General features: G+C 64.4%; 16 protein-coding genes. 9 read left to right on the top strand and 7 right to left on the bottom strand.

Annotation, left to right across the window (positions count from 1 at the left end):
• Positions 1–70: 70 nt before the first annotated feature.
• Positions 71–325, bottom strand: coding sequence for a hypothetical protein (locus tag FE782_RS23915; RefSeq protein WP_138196870.1), 255 nt, complete (start codon positions 323–325; stop codon positions 71–73).
• A gap of 179 nt (positions 326–504) precedes the next feature.
• Between FE782_RS23915 and FE782_RS23910 the strand changes: the two genes are divergently transcribed.
• Entirely contained in the window at positions 505–957 is a 453-nt protein-coding gene (locus FE782_RS23910) for a hypothetical protein (RefSeq protein WP_138196869.1), read from the top strand.
• A gap of 38 nt (positions 958–995) precedes the next feature.
• Here the strand turns inward: FE782_RS23910 and FE782_RS33210 are convergent, their stop codons facing one another.
• The 4 genes from FE782_RS33210 to FE782_RS23890 form a co-directional block, all read right to left on the bottom strand.
• A complete protein-coding gene (locus FE782_RS33210) occupies positions 996–2,345 on the bottom strand; it encodes an RluA family pseudouridine synthase (protein WP_338016915.1) in 1,350 nt (449 codons plus the stop codon).
• Positions 2,346–2,426: 81 nt separating this feature from the next.
• On the bottom strand, positions 2,427–3,212 hold the full coding sequence (locus FE782_RS23900; RefSeq protein ID WP_138196868.1) for an undecaprenyl-diphosphate phosphatase: 786 nt from the start codon (positions 3,210–3,212) through the stop codon (positions 2,427–2,429).
• A gap of 27 nt (positions 3,213–3,239) precedes the next feature.
• Positions 3,240–4,160 carry an RNA polymerase sigma-70 factor gene (locus FE782_RS23895; RefSeq protein WP_138196867.1) on the bottom strand — a complete coding sequence of 307 codons (921 nt, stop codon included), beginning with the start codon at positions 4,158–4,160 and terminating at the stop codon, positions 3,240–3,242.
• A gap of 41 nt (positions 4,161–4,201) precedes the next feature.
• Positions 4,202–5,386 (bottom strand): NAD(P)/FAD-dependent oxidoreductase, encoded by a 1,185-nt coding sequence (locus FE782_RS23890; protein WP_158299518.1) that lies wholly within the window; start codon positions 5,384–5,386, stop codon positions 4,202–4,204.
• A 221-nt stretch (positions 5,387–5,607) separates the two neighbouring features.
• Here FE782_RS23890 and FE782_RS23885 point away from each other — a divergent pair, with 221 nt between their 5' ends.
• Together FE782_RS23885 and FE782_RS23880 are read left to right on the top strand one after the other, a co-directional pair.
• Complete coding sequence (locus FE782_RS23885; RefSeq protein ID WP_138196865.1) at positions 5,608–5,973, top strand: P-II family nitrogen regulator; 366 nt, start codon at positions 5,608–5,610, stop codon at positions 5,971–5,973.
• Between the two features lie 6 nt (positions 5,974–5,979).
• Positions 5,980–7,290 carry an ammonium transporter gene (locus FE782_RS23880; RefSeq protein WP_138196864.1) on the top strand — a complete coding sequence of 437 codons (1,311 nt, stop codon included), beginning with the start codon at positions 5,980–5,982 and terminating at the stop codon, positions 7,288–7,290.
• Positions 7,291–7,445: 155 nt separating this feature from the next.
• Here FE782_RS23880 and FE782_RS23875 read toward each other — a convergent pair whose 3' ends face one another.
• Positions 7,446–8,255: a transposase gene (locus FE782_RS23875; protein WP_138196863.1), complete on the bottom strand. Its 810-nt coding sequence runs from the start codon at positions 8,253–8,255 to the stop codon at positions 7,446–7,448.
• A 236-nt stretch (positions 8,256–8,491) separates the two neighbouring features.
• On the opposite strand from FE782_RS23875, the gene FE782_RS23870 reads away from it, so the two are divergent.
• From FE782_RS23870 to FE782_RS23845, 6 genes are all read left to right on the top strand, one after another.
• The gene (locus FE782_RS23870; protein WP_138196862.1) at positions 8,492–9,445 is read left to right on the top strand and encodes a 1,4-dihydroxy-2-naphthoate polyprenyltransferase; all 954 of its coding nucleotides are present in this window, start codon (positions 8,492–8,494) and stop codon (positions 9,443–9,445) included.
• A 79-nt stretch (positions 9,446–9,524) separates the two neighbouring features.
• Positions 9,525–10,532: a hypothetical protein gene (locus FE782_RS23865; RefSeq protein WP_138196861.1), complete on the top strand. Its 1,008-nt coding sequence runs from the start codon at positions 9,525–9,527 to the stop codon at positions 10,530–10,532.
• Positions 10,529–11,155, top strand: coding sequence for a DUF4129 domain-containing protein (locus tag FE782_RS23860; protein WP_138196860.1), 627 nt, complete (start codon positions 10,529–10,531; stop codon positions 11,153–11,155). Before FE782_RS23865 ends, FE782_RS23860 begins: the two co-directional genes overlap by 4 nt.
• On the top strand, positions 11,152–12,345 hold the full coding sequence (locus FE782_RS23855) for a DUF4350 domain-containing protein (protein ID WP_158299517.1): 1,194 nt from the start codon (positions 11,152–11,154) through the stop codon (positions 12,343–12,345). The genes FE782_RS23860 and FE782_RS23855 overlap by 4 nt, the downstream gene beginning before the upstream one ends.
• 1 nt (position 12,346) lies before the next feature.
• Complete coding sequence (locus tag FE782_RS23850) at positions 12,347–13,264, top strand: AAA family ATPase (RefSeq protein WP_138196858.1); 918 nt, start codon at positions 12,347–12,349, stop codon at positions 13,262–13,264.
• Positions 13,215–14,591, top strand: coding sequence for a DUF58 domain-containing protein (locus tag FE782_RS23845; RefSeq protein ID WP_138196857.1), 1,377 nt, complete (start codon positions 13,215–13,217; stop codon positions 14,589–14,591). Before FE782_RS23850 ends, FE782_RS23845 begins: the two co-directional genes overlap by 50 nt.
• On the opposite strand, the gene FE782_RS23840 is transcribed toward FE782_RS23845, so the two are convergent.
• Complete coding sequence (locus FE782_RS23840) at positions 14,574–15,566, bottom strand: stage II sporulation protein M (protein ID WP_238392641.1); 993 nt, start codon at positions 15,564–15,566, stop codon at positions 14,574–14,576. The two genes, FE782_RS23845 and FE782_RS23840, sit on opposite strands and share 18 nt — an antisense overlap.
• Between the last annotated feature and the right edge of the window lie 83 nt (positions 15,567–15,649).

Here is a 15,649-nt window from a genome sequence, read left to right as displayed (position 1 = left end):
CGGAGGAGCGGCTCGGAACGCCAGAGAAGAAAGAGGGACTTCGACGGCGTACCGTCGAAGTCCCTCTGTTTTATTGGAGCGATTGCAGGTTTTCTTGCTCTTCTTGCAGCTCGCTTTGCACCAGCTGCGAAGCGTTGGGGTTGCCGGCGGATTGGGCTTGGTCGACGGAGCGGGACGCCTTTTCTAAGGAATTCTGAGCCTGTTGGATCATCTGATCGTTCGGCTTCGACTGCGCCATCGCGACGGCGTTATGCAGATGGTCGAGCGACTGCTGGGCTTGCGACAACGGGTTTTGCGACTGCATGCTGTTGCCTTGGTTTTTCATCGGTGGATCTCCTCCATAAAATGAAATGTAGGGAGCCCTTTGAAGGAATTCCTTCTATAGTTTTTGTAAAGAGCGCCCAATTATGCGGCGCACCTCGCGTCGACCGACCGAAAACGGCCCTTCGCCTCGAACGCTATGGCAATTCCGCCGATCGCAAGGCGAAGGAGGAGGAATGCGCGATGAACGAACCGAACAGAAACCCGAATCCGAATTCGATCGATGCAGGAGAGGAGCGGCTGCCGCCGGCGCCTCGCCGGCCGGATGCGCCGCATCGACATTACCGAATCGAAGACGACCGCAGTTATTATATGTATCCGATGGAGGACTTCGGTCCGAGAAGGGAGACGCATGCGAAGCCGACGCCTTGGTACAATCAGAGATGGGTGCTCGTCCTGGCGCTCATGATCGCCGTCGGCGCGATCGTCTTCGCGTTGACGGGCTTAACGCAAGAGGTGACCGGCGTGAACGCGTCGATTCAGGAGCAGACGGCCGCGATCGAAGAGCAGACGGGCGCGCTCGAAAGCATCGGCCGAGCGGTGACCGACCTGAAGGAGGCGGTGGCCGTCGGCTTCGATCGGTTGATCGACGAAGTCCGGGCCGCCGCGGCGCGGATGGGCGGCGGATCGGCGTAAGCAAAATAAACCTCCCGCCGATCGGCGGGAGGTTATTTTTATCGCTTGCTGTATCCGTTCGCGTCGCGCAGGGCGCGCAGCGCGGCGGCGAAGTCGTCGGGCAGCTGCGCGTGGACGCTCATCCGTTCGCCGGTCCACGGATGCGGCCAGACGAGCTTCTCGCCATGCAGCGCTTGGCGCTGCATGATCGGGCGATGGCCGCCGTACAAGCCGTCGCCGGCGATCGGGTGCCCGAGGTGCGACAGATGCACCCGGATTTGATGCGTGCGGCCCGTCTCGAGCCGCAGCCGCACGAGGGTGTGATCGGCGAACCGCTCGATCACCTCGTACCGCGTGACCGCCGACTCGCCGGTCTCGCTTACCCGCCGCCGCGTGGAGTGGTGGCGGTCTTGTCCGATGGGCGCGTCGATGACGCCTTTCGCGTCCTTGACGACGCCCTCCGCCAGGGCGGCGTAGATGCGTTCGATGCGCTTCTCGCGCATCGCCGCGTCGAAGACGTAGTGCGCGAGCTCGTTCTTCGCGTACAGCACCGGTCCGGTCGTATCCTTGTCGAGCCGGTGGACATGGCGAACCCGGCATGCCTGGTTCGTCATGTCGTAGTACGCGGCGACCTTATGCGCCAGCGTCCCGCGTTGGTCCTTGACGCTCGGGTGGACCTCCATGCCCGGGGGCTTGTTCACGACGAGGGTGAAGTCGTCTTCGTACAAGATGTTGAGCTCCATCCATTCCGGGTCGAACTCGGGGCGCTCCTCCGGAAACAGCTTGAGCCGGAGCAGCTTGCCTTGGCGCTGCACGCCGTTGACGGAGATGAGCCGCCCGGCGACCTTCCCCGGGATCGGCAGCAGCTGCATCAAGCCGTTCAGCGGCACCGCCGCCAACGACTCCGGCAGCTTCAGCTCCAGCCACTCGCCCTTGCGCTTGGCGGCGTTCAGCTGCAGCCCGGCGGCCGACGGCAGCGGGGCGGAACCGCCATGCGCGAAGCCGCGACCGGCTGGGCCGGCGCCGCGAACGCGGGGGCCCCCGAAGCCCGGGATCCCGAAGTCTCCGCGAACGCCCGCCTCGGAGCGGCGCGCCCCAGAGCCGCCGCGGCCGCGAGCTCCGGCCGATGGCTCGCCGCGGCCGTACCCGCCGTCGGGCGACGCCGCGCTTCGCGGCCTTCCGCCGGCGGACGAAGCCGCCATGCCGGCGCCTCTGCCGCGCCCGCCGGAGCCCGCCGCGTCGCGCGTTCGGCCGGCCTCGCCGCGCGGCGGACGCCCGCCGCCGAACGACGCGCTTCCGCGCCCGCCGCCCGCGCCGCCGCCGCCGCGGCGCCCGGTCCGCTCCTGTTGTCCGGCGCCGGAGCCCCGGCGTCCGCCTCGTTCTTGCTGTCCGCGACCTCGACCTGCCACGAAACCACCGCTTCCTCGATAAGTAATGCTCTTATTGTAGCGAAGCGGAGGGAGCGGTTCAACTCGAGGCCGCGCCGGGCGTTACCACTTGCCGAGGAACTGCGCGCCGAGGACGACGAGGCCGAGCGCCCAGACGTAGACGGCGAAAATTTTCAGCGAACCGCGCTTCAAGAAATCGATCATCCAGCGCACCGCGACGTACCCGAAGACGGCGGAGGCGACGGAGCCGACGATGAGCGCGGGAATGCCGACGGAGCCGGCCGCGCCGCCGCCCTCCAGCAGCTTCGTCGACTGCAGGACGATGCCGCCGAGAATGGCCGGGATCGACAATAGGAAGGAAAAGTACGCCGCCGTTTCGCGGTCGAGCTTCCGAATCAGGCCGCCGACGATCGTCAGTCCGGAGCGGGAGATCGCCGGAAGAATGGCGCCGGCCTGGAACGAGCCGATGACGAGCGCGTCCGTATAGGTCAGGTCTTGCATCTTCTTGCGCCCGTTCCGCATCCCGTCCGCGAACCAGAGGAAGAAGCCCGTCGCGAGAAATTCCCAGCCGATCGTCGCGCCGCTGACGGAAATCTCCTCGAAGAAATCCTCGAACAAGTAGCCGACGACGACGGCTGGAATGGTGCCGACGACGAGCAGCAGGCTGACTTTGCCGAGGGGATTTTTCAATATGCCGTACAGCTCCTCGCGATAATAAAACACGACGGCGGCCAGCGTGCCGATATGCAGCATCGTGTCGAGGAACAATCCCGCCTCTTGCAGACCGAACGCATGGCGCCCGAGCGCGAGATGACCGGTGCTGCTGATCGGGAGAAATTCCGTTAACCCTTGAATGAGTCCGAGTACGAAGGCTTCGATCCAGGACATGCTCCACCCCGTTTGTCCGTAGTGGTACTAGGGTATTCGCAGCTCCCGCGAAACATGACTCAGTTTGTCCGGGTTGCGGACGATGTAGACGGCCCGAACCTCTCCGTCCCCACCGAGCCGGAACGCCATCACGCTGCGTACCGTCCGATCCTCTCCCTCGAAAATGGCGAGGCCCGGGCCGCCGTTGACGACGACGGGCACGACCGAAGTATCGGGAGCCATCTTCCGCAGCAAGCCGCCGAGGAAGGCGGCGACCCTCGGCTTCGACTCGATCGGCGCCGTCGCCGCGAACACCTTGCCCCCTCCGTCCGACAGAAGCACGACGTCCGGCGCCAGCCGCCGAAAGAGCGGCTCCATGTCGCCGGTGCCGGCCGCGTGATGGAACGCCCGGAGCAGCTCTTCCGCGAATTGCTCGGACGGCGCGGCGGCCTCCATGGGATCGGCGTCGAGCTTGACTCTGACGCGGCTCATGATTTTCCGGACGTTCGCCGCCGACTTGTCAACGAGGCCCGCGATCTCCTCATACTCGAAGCCGAACGCTTCCCGGAGCACGAAGACGGCGCGCTCGACGGGGGAGAGCCGCTCCATCATCAGCAGCATGGCGAACGACAGCGTCTCGTCGCGTTCCGCGACGACCGCCGGGTCGCCCTCGGCTCCGGTCGTCAGGAGCGGCTCGGGGAGCCAAGGGCCGACGTACGTCTCCCGCCGCGCGCGGGCGGAGCGAGCGAGGTCGGTGCAACGATTGACGGTCATCTTGCACAAATACGCCTTCGGATACTCGAGCGCCCGCGCATCCGGCGTCCGGCGCTCCCACTGGAGGAAGACGTCCTGCACGACGTCCTCGGCTTCCGCGGCGGAGCCGGTCATGCGGTACGCCAATGAAAATAACAAAGGCCTGTATTTCTCATATAAATGTTCCGTTCCGGCCGCCGCCGACGATTCCGTCATTCCCATCGCGCTCCTCTACCGAATCTTATATCGACTTCCGATTACTTCATCAAGCTGCCGAGGTTCCAGGTGTACTCTCTTACCTTGCCGCCGAGCGCGCCGCCGATCGTAAAGTCGACGCCCCAGTGGCGGATCCATGCGAAGCCTTCGCCTTCGCCGAGGTCCACGCAATACTGCTGCCGCGTCGCCGCGCGATGCGGTTCGGCGGGGCGGCCGGCGATGTCCGCGAGCAGCACCCTCCCGAGCCGCTGCGCTTGTTGGATCGCTTCGCGGCACGTCATCCCGTCTTCGATACCCGTCGCCGAATCGACGATCCGCGCGTTGTCCCCAATGGCATATATCGTATCATAGCCGCCTTGCACCCGATACCACGAATCGGTCTGGAGCCGTCCGTTCGAGCCGAGCGGCAGCCCGAGACCGCGCAGCGACGGGCTTGGGTCTACCCCGATTGTCCAGATAACGAGGCCGCAGGGGAGGCGTCTCCCGTCGGAAAGCACGGCGAACCCGTCGCCGCCCTCCCGGGCGACGCGCGCGCCGCGGACGATGCGTACGCTTGCCGCGCGCAGCCGTGCTTCCAGGCGCTTAGACGCGGCTTCCGTCATTAGCGGCACGAGCCGCGTTCCGCCGGCGACGATCGTCACGCGCGGCAGCGTCGCCGGAAGCCCGAGCGCGGCGGCCCGACGCCTCATCGCCTTAGCGAGCTCGGCGGCGGTCTCGACGCCGCTGATCCCGCCCCCGGCGACGACGACGGCGCACAGCGCCGCTTGCCGCGAGGCATCTCGCTCCTGGGCCGCCGCCGACAAATTCGCCTCGACGGCGAGGCGAATGCGCTCCGCATGGACTTCGTCCCGCAGCGCGATGCCGCCGGCGCCCTCGGGCGCTTCGCGGACGACGCTGCCGAGCGCGAGCACGAGCCGGTCGTACGCCAGCGTTCGTTCGACGCCCGACGCGTCCTCGTATTTCACCTTCCGCGCCGCGGCGTCGACGGCAAGACAGCGCCCCTGTACGAAATCCGCTTCGCCCGCGGGAAACAACGCCTCCCACGGCACCCGCAAGCTGGTCGGCACCGCCGCCGCTTGCACGAGCCGCACCTTCTTCGCGTGATAAGTCGCCGGGTCCATCAGAACGATGCGGACCGGCGCGCCGGTCCGCTCGCTCTCCGCCTTGACCGCTTTCACCGTATGAATGCCCGCATAACCGCCTCCGACCACTACGATCGTTTGCATCGCACACCACTCCTCGCTTGGGTTTACCCATGTAACGAGAGTCGGCGCAAAGTTGTGACACGAAGGAATGACGACGATTTCGAACTTTTTATGTGAAATACAGCGACATGTATTGACGAAAAGCGGGTGACGTGAGATATTGTTACATGTAATTGTAGATAACATCTACATGTGAGGTTTTGCTATGGCAGTATTAGTAACCAAAACGGAGGCGAACCCGGTTGAAGAAGATCGAGGCGATTCTTAGACCGCAGAAGCTGCACGATACGATCAAGGCGCTGCACGCGATCGGCGTAACGGCGTTCACGGTGAATCAGGTGGTCGGACGCGGATTGCAGAAAGAACGAAGCGGCATCTATAGAGGGCAAAATTACAACGTCAGTCTGCACCCGAAAGTAAAGATGGAGATCGTCATCTCGGACTTCATGGTCGAGCGTACGGTGCAAGCGATCGTGTCGGCGGCGCAGACGGGCGAGGCGGGGGACGGGAAAATCTTCATCTCCTCCGTAGAGCAAGCCTATAACATTCGTACCGGCCGGATCGACGAGACGATCGACGAGCTTCGGCCGCTGACAGGGGAGGCGTAGTCGATCATGGTGGAAGCGATACATCTCAATACGATCTGGGTCGTGCTCGCGGCGGCCATGGTGTTGTTCATGGAGGGCGGATTCAGCCTGCTCGAGGCCGGCCTCGTAAGGACGAAGAACGCGGTCAACGTCACGATGAAGATTTTCGTCGACCTGACCATCGGCGCCTTAGCGTTCTGGGCGATCGGCTTCGGTCTCATGTTCGGGTCCGACGCGGGCGGTCTGATCGGGACGTCGCTGTTCTTTGCCCCGCAGCAAATCGACCTCGGCCTCGATTTGCCGGCTGCCGCATACGTTTTGTTCCAGCTCGGCTTCGCGGTGGCCTGCATCTCGATCGTCTCGGGCGCGGTGGCGGAGCGAATGAACTTCAAAGCTTATGTCATCGTCGCCGGCTTGATCGCGCTTCTCTTGTACCCGATTTCCGGCCACTGGGCTTGGAACGCCGACGGCTGGCTGGCGCAGCTCGGCATGAAGGACTTCGCGGGCTCGGCCGTCATCCACCTGCTCGGCGGTTCCGCGGCGTTCGTCATCGCCTGGATTCTCGGCCCCCGTCAAGGCCGCTATAAGGACGGCAGCGTCAACGTCTTCGCGCCGTCGAACATTCCGCTCGCTTCGGCCGGCGTGTTCGTGCTCTGGTTCGGCTGGTTCGGCTTCAACGCCGGCAGCACGCTGAACGCCGGCGACGGCATGCTGTCGTCGATCGCGCTCAACACGATGCTCGGCGCGGCGGCGGGCGGCGCGTCCGCGATGCTGTTCACGATGTTCCGCTTCGGCAAGACCGACCCGTCCATGGTCATGAACGGCGCCTTGTCGGGCCTCGTCGCCATCACGGCGGGCTGCGCGTTCGTGAATCAATGGCAGTCGATCGTCATCGGTCTCGTCGCAGGCCTGATCGTCATCTGGGCGACGCTCTTCATCGACAGGCTGAAGGTGGACGACCCGGTCGGCGCGGTCGCCGTTCACGGCTTCAATGGCGCGTTCGGCACGATCGCCGTCGGATTGTTCGACGCGCAGGGCGGACTCTTCACGACGGGGGATGCGTCGCTGCTCGCCGCGCAAGCCATCGGCGCATTGGCGATCATCGCGTGGGGCTTCGCCGGAGGAGCCGCGATCGCGTACGTCGCGAAGGTTACGGTAGGCCTGCGCGCGACGGCGGAGGAGGAAGAAGAAGGGCTCGATATGGCGTACCACGGCATTCCGGCCTACAACGAGCTGGATCGCTTCTCCGAAACGACGAAGGCGTTGTACGACTTCGAGGCCACGACGGGCGTGAGCGTGAAGCAGCCGGATCCGTTCGCTGCGAAAGCGAGCGGATAGTAGTAGTTCAAGCGGCAGCGAAAAGAAACCTAACATGGACTCGGCGGACGTCGCCGGGTCCTTCCTTTTATGAAGGGGGCGTGTCTTTCCGCGTTCCTTTCCAAGGTGATGTCCTCTGCTCAGGCGGCGTGGGGTTGCGCACGGGAGAAGGGGGGCTAAGCAGCTATGTCGCTCGGAAAACATAACATGTCCCATGCCTCGCGCGGCGGCTTCCCTCGCGACGCGGCGTTCCAACGGAAGCAGAATTCGTCGAGGTAGCCCTGCAGGTACTTCGTGCCGACGCCGCGGAACAGTCGGTTCATCCAGCCGCGAGCCTCAAGCAGGCAATCTCGCAGCGGGCTATGGTGCATCCGATCGGAGTTCAACCATTGAACGTCCGCGCTCGGATCGACGTGCTCCTCCAGAATGCGCGCCTTCCCATGCGCGGTCGGTTCCTTGAATCGGGGGACGAGACGGTCTCGAGGCACGAACCCGAGCTTCAGGGCGGTCGGTTTGCCGTCTCTTCCGACGGAAGCCGAGACGGACACGACGCGTTCGCAGCGGTAGTGCCGGTGGGGCAGGAAGATGAATATGTACTTGGGCGCCAGAAAATGAAGCCCGGTATGTACGGTCCCTTGCAGCTTGAAGGCGTCCTCGACTTCTCCGATCGCCTGCCGGAATTTGCGCAGCATGCGCCACGCCGTCTTGTGCTTTACGTCGATGAGCGCGGCGAGCCGCTTCGCGTTCACGCCGTTCGTAGAGGCGAGCAGCTCGATGGCGGCGGCCCACTTGGCGAGCGGCGTGCGCGTCTTGGCCATGACGGTGCCGGCCGTCACGGACGTCTGATGTCCGCACAGGCGGCATTCGTAGAGCGGGAGCTGCCGCGTCGCGATCGTATAATACGCCCCATATCCGCAGCTCGGGCAGGAAAACCCGTTCGGCCACCGCCGCCGAAAGAAATAAGCCGCTTGTTCCGCTTGGTCCATGAACGCCGCCTCCTTTTCCCCATTATACCGAACATACGTTCTATATCCAATTGAAAAATTCTAATCCGCAGGGTGCCTGATCAAAGGGAATCACCTTGGAAAGGAGCCGGCGGAAAAGGGAGAGACCGCTAGTCCTGGGGCGAGGCGAATCCGGGTGTAATTTTTCTCACATTCCCGTTCCGCGAATCTCGGTATAGTGAAGGAAGTTCATACTCGCAGGATCGGGGTGGCGCGCGATGACGTTCCGAGGTTTTCTCAAGCTGGTAGAAATTCAAACGAAGGTGGCGAGCATGATCCCGTTCGCGATCGGTTCGTTGTACGCCGGGCTGCGGTTCGCCGAGTTTCGGTGGGCGTCGTTCGCGCTGATGTTCTTCTCGCTGCTGTGCATCGATATGGCGACGACGGCGATCAACAATTATATCGATTATAAGAAGGCCGTGAAGAAGACCGGGTACGGCTACGAAAAGCATAACGCGATGGTGAAGGATCGCATTAGCGAAGGCGCGGCGTTGACGGTCATCGCCGTGCTGTTTCTCGCTGCAGTCGCGTCCGGCCTGCTTCTCGTGCGGGAAACCGGGACGGTCGTGCTGCTGCTCGGGGCGCTGTCGTTCGCGGTGGGCATCCTGTATTCCTTCGGTCCGATCGCGATATCGCGGATGCCGCTCGGCGAAATTTTCTCCGGTTTGTTTATGGGGTTTCTTATCGTATTCCTAGCGGCGTTCATTCATCCGCAGGATCCGCAATTGATCGAGATCGCGTACGCGGGCGGCATGGCGGATATCCGACTGAACTTGCTGGAAGCGTCGCTCGTGTTCGCGGCTTCGATCCCGGCCGTGTGCGGCGTCGCGAACATTATGCTGGCCAACAATATATGCGACATGGAGGACGATATCGAAAACAAGCGGTACACGCTTCCGATCTATATCGGCAAGGCGAACGCGGTGAAGCTGTTCCAAGCGTTGTATTACGTCGCGTATTTGGATCTGATCGTATTGTATTTCCTCGATGTGCCGATCTGGCTGCTCGCGGCGGCGCTGGCGACGATCGTTCCGGTCCGCCGGCATGCGAAGCGGTTCGCGGCGAATCCGTCCAAGGCGGAGACGTTCCGGCTCGCGGTGTCCAACTTCTTGATCATGAACGCCGCCCGGATCGGGGTGCTCGGGGTCGCTTTGATTCTGAACCGAATATAAGAACGGGAGGAGCCGGCGGAGACGCCGGCTCTTTCGTCATGGTACAATAGGAAACAATTCCAATCTTTCGGAGGGAATCATGACGCGTTCGACGTTGCGCCCGATGGGCGTCGGTCCGATGCTGGACCGTTCTTTGCAAGTTTATCGGAAGCTGTTCGCGTCTCTGTTTCTGGGGACGCTGCTCGCGTTCGGTCCGTTCTATCTGGTATCGAACGTGCTGCTCGTCAACCTGAACGCGCTGCCGATCGTGCCGAATTTCGACTTCGGCGATATGGATCGGTTTTGGGAAAGCCGCTTTTCGGAAGAGCTCTTCGCCGGCGGGGCGGCCGTGTGGGCGAGGGCGCTCGGCATTTTCCTCATCGGGCTGGTCTTGGTGTTTCTTGTCGTTCCCGTTTATTTCGCTTGGGCCGTCATTCTCTCGAATCGCGCGATCGACGGGGAGGCGGTGACGTCCGGCGACGCGCTGCGCGAGGCGTGGCGGCGGTACGGCCGCGTGCTGGGCAACGGGCTGTTGTATTGGCTCATCTCGATGGGCGCGTACAGTATCGTATCGGTCGGTAACTTCGTGTTGAGCCTCGTGTACGGCGGGGCGATTTTGTCGACGGCGGCGCTCGGCAATTCGGAAGCGGCGGTCACGGTCGCGGGCGCGTTCGCTTTGGTCGTATACGTGTTGTTCGCTTACGGCGGCGCATTGGCGTATTACTATTTTCTCATTCGATTCGGGTATTTCTTGCCGCCGCTGCTGTTCGAGAACGAATCGGTCGCGATCGGCCGCAGCTGGTCGCTCACCCGGAGAAGCTTCTGGCGGCTGCTGGCCGTCTACATCAATTTCGCGGCGTTGAGTTACGTCTTTGCGGTCGCGCTGGGCATCGTCGTGGCCGGCCTCGGCGTCAGCGTGGTCGGGCTGCTGCTCACCCTCGTCGTCGTCAGCGCGTTTCTGCCCGCCGGGCTGGTCGTCTATGCGCTGACGTACCGGGTGCAGAAGACGCGAACGGACGCGGACGACATCGAAGACGCGTTGGCGCGGCTTCGCGGACCGGAGCCGGCGCTTGGATCGGAGACGCGGGAAGCCGAGGGGACCGTATGACGCCGGAAAAGGAGGAGCTGCGGGACATTCTTTCGCAGCGCGAATTTACGGATTATTTGAAGGATGCGGAGGAGCCGGGGCAAAATCTGCTCCTCTATTGGCTGGAGCGGCTGTTCGACGCGCTCGGCAAGCTGTTCCCGGAGCTGGAGATGGCGGAAGGGTCGGGGGACGCGCTCGGGTACGTCATTATCGGCGGAGGGCTCGTTGCGCTCGCAGTTCTGTCGCTCTTTCTGTTCCGTCTGCTCTGGGTGGAGCGTCGCGCGCTCCGCCGTAAGGCCGCGGCGAGCGCGGACGAGATGGAAGCGGCGCCCGCCGGGCTGCTCGACCGGTCTCGTACGGCGGCGGCGAACGGAGCGTACCGCGAGGCGTCGCGTCTCCTGTTCCTGGCGCTGCTGCTCGGCTTCCAGGAACGCGGCTTGCTGCGCGTGACGGATTGGAAGACGAACTGGGAATACGCGGAGGAGCTGGCCGGGAAAGGCGGCGCGGCGGCGGCGTTGTTCCGGTCGTCGGCGGTACGGTTCGACGCGATATGGTACGGCGGTCGGGACATCGCTCCCGCCGAATACGACGATTGGCGCCGCGAGGTCGAAGCGGCGATCGCGGTCGAGGAGGCGGCGTCATGAAGGGTCCCGCCCGCGCAACCAATCGGATTACTTTTCTATACGCCGCGTTAGCTTTATGTCTCTTTCTCTTGATCGGCCTCGCGTTCGCGACGACCCGCCCGGGTCTGGTCGATTATGCGCCGTATTTGTCTTTCTCCCCGGATAAGGATGGGGTTAAGGGGCTGCGCCTATTGATGGAGCGGCGAGACGCCGAGGTGACGGAATGGCGGCTTGCGCCGGAGCGGCTGCCCGAGGCCGACGGGCAGCTCTACGTCACGGTGGAGCCGGTCGGCATGACGGCCGAGTCGGCGGAGCGGCTGCGCGACTGGGCGGCGCTCGGGAACGACGTCGTCGTATTCGGTCCCGCCTATGAGCTGCTCGGGGACGAGACGACGATCGCTTATGTAGATCCGGACGAGGCGACCGGCGAGGTGACGGTGTTCGGTCAAGACGGGACGGCGATCCGGTCGGAGACGGCCGTTGTCCAGGGCGAGCTGCGCTTCGTGCCGGCGGCGGACGCCGTCGCGGAGCGGATCGGCGACGCCGCCGGCGCGCTCGCCGTGCGCGCGGCGGTCGGCGAAGGATCGATTACGGCGGCGCTGCCCGCGGAGTGGCTGCGGAACGATACGATTCTTGATGAGCGGCATTTCGAGCTGGTTTGGATGCTGCTCGGCGGAGACTCGCTCGCCGGACGGACGGTCTATTTCGACGAATATCATCATGGGTATTCGGTATCGCCCGGCATCGGCCAAGTGTATCCGGCCTGGCTGCTGGCGGCGCTGCTGCAAGCGGCCATCGCCGGCGCCGTCTGGCTGTGGCGGCGCGGCAAGCGGTTCGGCCCGGCGTATACGCCGAGAGCGTTCCTCGTCCGCCGCGGCGACGAGACGCTGCTCGCGGTCGCGGGCTGGCACAAGCGCGGCCGGCTGACGGCCGAGGCGCTGGATGCGGCGGTGATGCGCCTGCGCCGCACGCTGCAGACGCGCGCCGGCGTTCCCGCCGACGCGGGCGCGGCGGCGCTCGTCGACGCGGCGGAACGCGAGCTCGGCGGGCGGCTGCGGTCGACGACGGCGCTGCGCGCCGCGCTCGCGCGGTGGGAGGCGCATCGGCGAACGATCGCCGCCGGAGGCAAGCCGGAGTACGGCGAGAAGACGTGGCTCGCGGACGGCGTCGCCCTGGCGGAGGCGCTCAACTTACTCGAGGAGGATCGATAAGATGCATCGATTAATAGAAGCCATGGAGCGGACGATCTTCGGCCAGCGCACGAACGTGCGCCTCGTCGTCGCCGCGATGCTCGCCGGCGGCCACGTGCTGCTCGAAGGCGTGCCGGGGCTCGGCAAGACGAAGCTGGCGCGGACGCTCGCGGCGCTGACCGACGGGTCGTACCGGCGCGTACAGTTCACGCCGGACATGATGCCGAGCGACATTACGGGGAACGTGATTTACAACCTGCAGGAAAATCGGTACGTCGCGGTCGAGGGCCCGGTTTTCTGCAACATCTTGCTGGCGGACGAAATCAACCGGACCGGGCCGAAGACGCAATCGGCGCTGCTCGAGGCGATGGAGGAGCGGCAGGTAACGATCCAAGGCGAGACGCGCGCGCTGCCGTCGCCGTTCTTCGTCGTCGCCACGCAAAACCCGGTCGAATACGAGGGCACGTATCCGCTCCCGGAAGCGCAGCTCGACCGGTTTTTATTCAAGCTGACGCTCGATTATCCGGCGGAGGCGCAGGAGATCGAGGTGTACAAGACGCACGGCCTCGGCGCGTCCGGCGGCGGAGCGATCGAGCCGGTATGCTCGCTCGCGGACGTGCTGGCGCATCGCGAGAAGATGAGCCGCGTGACGGTGGAGGACGGCATCGTCGAATATATCGCGCATATCGTTCGACGGACGCGCGATAACAAGAAGGTGCTGCTCGGCGCCAGCCCGAGAGCGGGGCTCGCCATGCTGAACGCCTCGAAGGCATGGGCCTATCTCGACGGCCGCGACTACGCGACGCCCGACGACGTGAAGCTGGTGGCCCGCCCGGCGCTGCGGCACCGGCTGCTGCTCGCGCCGCAGGCCGAATTGGAGGGTGTGACGAGTGACGTTATCGTCGAAGAGACGCTCGCCGGGATCCCGGTACCGCGATAAGCTTCGCGTCGTGCCCACGTTCCGGCTGGCGGGCTGGCTGGCCGCGGGCGCGCCGGTCGCGGGTCTCGCCTATGCGGCGAACCCGGAGCTAGGCCTGCTGGCGATCATCGCATGGAACGGCACGCTGGCCGCGTTCTCCGCCGCCGACCTATGGTCGCTTCCGGCGGCATCCGCCGTCCGCGTCCGCCGGGACGCGCCGGAGAAGGTCGATCTCGGCAGGCCGTTCGAGTCGGCGGTCTCGGTGACGATCGACGGGGCGCGTCTGCCGAGGCGCGGAACGCTGCTCGACGACCTGCCGGACACGTTCGACGCCGAAGCGGGAACGGCGCCGCGTCCTCTCGCCTTCGACGGCGCCGAAGCGGCGGTCCGCTACGACGTGCTTCCCCGCGAACGGGGCCGGTACGCGCTGCACGCCGTCTTCGTACGGCTGCGCGGCGCGCTCGGCCTCTGGGAACGTCAGGCGCATGTCCCGTGCGAGAGCGAGGTGCGCGTGCTGCCGGACCTCAGCGGCGTGCGCGGCATGCTCGCCTCGCTGCAGCGGACGCTCGTGCTGGACGGCAAGCGCGTCTATCGCCGCGCGTCGGCCGGCACGGAGCTGCAGGGCATCCGCGATTACACGCCGGACGACGATCCTCGCGCGATCAATTGGTCGGCGACGGCTCGCGCGCTGCAGACGAAGGTGAACGTCTTCCAGCCGGAGCGGGGCAAGATCGTTACGCTCTTGATCGATTGCGGACGGATGATGGGCGTCGAGCTGGAAGGGCAGACGAAGCTCGATCGGAGTCTCGAGGCGGCGCTGACGATGGCGGCGGTGGCGCTGCAACGCGGCGATCAGGTGGCGGCGCTCGCCTTCTCGGGACGGCTGTCGACGTACGTGCCGCCCGGCAAGGGCGTCGCGCATTTGCAGACGCTGATCGACGCGGTTTACGACTTGAAGAGCGATACGGCGGAATCGAACTACGCTTTGGCGCTCGCGCATCTGGCGCGAGTCCAGAAGAAGCGGAGCTTGATCGTCTTGTTTACGGATATGGAGAACGTATTATTCGAAACGGAGCTGGTGCCGTACTTGATCCGGCTGCGGCGGACGCATCCGGTGCTGCTGCTTTGCTTGCAGGATCCTGTGCTTCGCGAGTGGTCTCGGATCGGGGTGACGCGGCTGAAGGACGCCTACGTGAAGAGCGCGGCGTATAAATTCATGGAGGACCGAAGGGCGTTCGCGGCGCGAATGGCCGCGCTCGGCATCGAGGCGTTGGACGTTCCGGCGAACGAGCTGGCGCTCGCCGCCGTGAACGCGTATTTGGAGATGAAGTCAAGAGACGCGCTGTAGCCGCTCCGCCCGTTCGCCGGCTTCGATCGCAACTTTCTTCAAGCCGTATGCGTAATAGACGGCAAGCAGCGCCAAGGTGAGGCCGGCGACGCCGTATTTCAGCGCGAGCGGCATCGTCGTCGGGGTGATGTACCCCTCGATCAGACCGGCGGCGACGAACAGCGGCACGGTGCCGATGAGCAGCAGCGCGGATTCCTTCGCGGCGGTCAGGAAGCGGAAACGGCGGGTGAACGGTCCCGGGGCGAGAAAGACGTAGCCCATGTACAGCCCCGCCCCGCCGGCGATGAAGATGGCCGTCAATTCGATGACGCCGTGGGGCAGGATGTACGCCCAGAATTCGTACCCGGCCCCTTCGCGGTGGAACAGCGCGGCGAGCGCGCCGATCAGAACGCCGTTGTACACGAGCAGATAGAGCGTCCCGATTCCGAGCGTAATGCCGCTCGCGAACGCTAAGATCGCGACGCGAATATTGTTCGTCATGATCGACGCGGACATGACGGACTGCTGCAGGTTCTCGCGTTCGTCCGTCACGCGGCTCGGGTCGACGCCCGCGTATTCGGCGGGTACGATGGCCGCGAGCTTCAGCGGGTCGCTCCAGACGGCGGCGAAGCCGGACAGGAAGCCGATCGCGACGAGCAGCGCGGCGACGGCGACGAAGACGCCGCGGGCGCGAAGCATCGAGACGAACCCGGTTCGGAAGAAGGCGCGAATCGACTCCGTGCTGTTCCATTGATCGCGGTATAGCGCGTGATGCGACCGCGAGACGAGACGGTTCAAGTGTGCCGTCGCTTCATGATTCGGATGATGCGTATACAAATAAGCCAGATGCGAAGACGCTTGCTTGTGCAGCGAGGCGAATCGATCGACGTCTTCCGCCTTCGGGCGGGCGCCGCGCTTCGACATCTCGTCGATCCGGCGATCGAGTTCGCTCCAGAGCGGCTTGTTCTTGCGCATGAACGCGGTTAGTTCCAACATTCGGGCGGACTCCTCCGGAGGGAAATTCCATATTTATGATTATTAGACCTATTATAGAGAAAAAGAACGGAAGGAGGAAGGGC

Origin of the sequence: Paenibacillus antri (assembly GCF_005765165.1) — a bacterium.
GTDB classification, from domain to species: Bacteria; Bacillota; Bacilli; order Paenibacillales; family YIM-B00363; genus Paenibacillus_AE; species Paenibacillus_AE antri.
Note: the sequence above shows the minus strand (reverse complement) of the source record. Positions and strands in the feature narration are given on the sequence as shown.

Coding starts and splice junctions, on each gene's coding strand:
- FE782_RS23915 (WP_138196870.1), bottom strand. CDS start 325: ATGAAAAACCAAGGCAACAGCATGCAGTCGCAAAACCCGTTGTCGCAA.
- FE782_RS23910 (WP_138196869.1), top strand. CDS start 505: ATGAACGAACCGAACAGAAACCCGAATCCGAATTCGATCGATGCAGGA.
- FE782_RS23900 (WP_138196868.1), bottom strand. CDS start 3,212: ATGTCCTGGATCGAAGCCTTCGTACTCGGACTCATTCAAGGGTTAACG.
- FE782_RS23895 (WP_138196867.1), bottom strand. CDS start 4,160: ATGACGGAATCGTCGGCGGCGGCCGGAACGGAACATTTATATGAGAAA.
- FE782_RS23890 (WP_158299518.1), bottom strand. CDS start 5,386: ATGCAAACGATCGTAGTGGTCGGAGGCGGTTATGCGGGCATTCATACG.
- FE782_RS23880 (WP_138196864.1), top strand. CDS start 5,980: ATGGTGGAAGCGATACATCTCAATACGATCTGGGTCGTGCTCGCGGCG.
- FE782_RS23875 (WP_138196863.1), bottom strand. CDS start 8,255: ATGGACCAAGCGGAACAAGCGGCTTATTTCTTTCGGCGGCGGTGGCCG.
- FE782_RS23870 (WP_138196862.1), top strand. CDS start 8,492: ATGACGTTCCGAGGTTTTCTCAAGCTGGTAGAAATTCAAACGAAGGTG.
- FE782_RS23865 (WP_138196861.1), top strand. CDS start 9,525: ATGACGCGTTCGACGTTGCGCCCGATGGGCGTCGGTCCGATGCTGGAC.
- FE782_RS23860 (WP_138196860.1), top strand. CDS start 10,529: ATGACGCCGGAAAAGGAGGAGCTGCGGGACATTCTTTCGCAGCGCGAA.
- FE782_RS23855 (WP_158299517.1), top strand. CDS start 11,152: ATGAAGGGTCCCGCCCGCGCAACCAATCGGATTACTTTTCTATACGCC.
- FE782_RS23850 (WP_138196858.1), top strand. CDS start 12,347: ATGCATCGATTAATAGAAGCCATGGAGCGGACGATCTTCGGCCAGCGC.
- FE782_RS23840 (WP_238392641.1), bottom strand. CDS start 15,566: ATGTTGGAACTAACCGCGTTCATGCGCAAGAACAAGCCGCTCTGGAGC.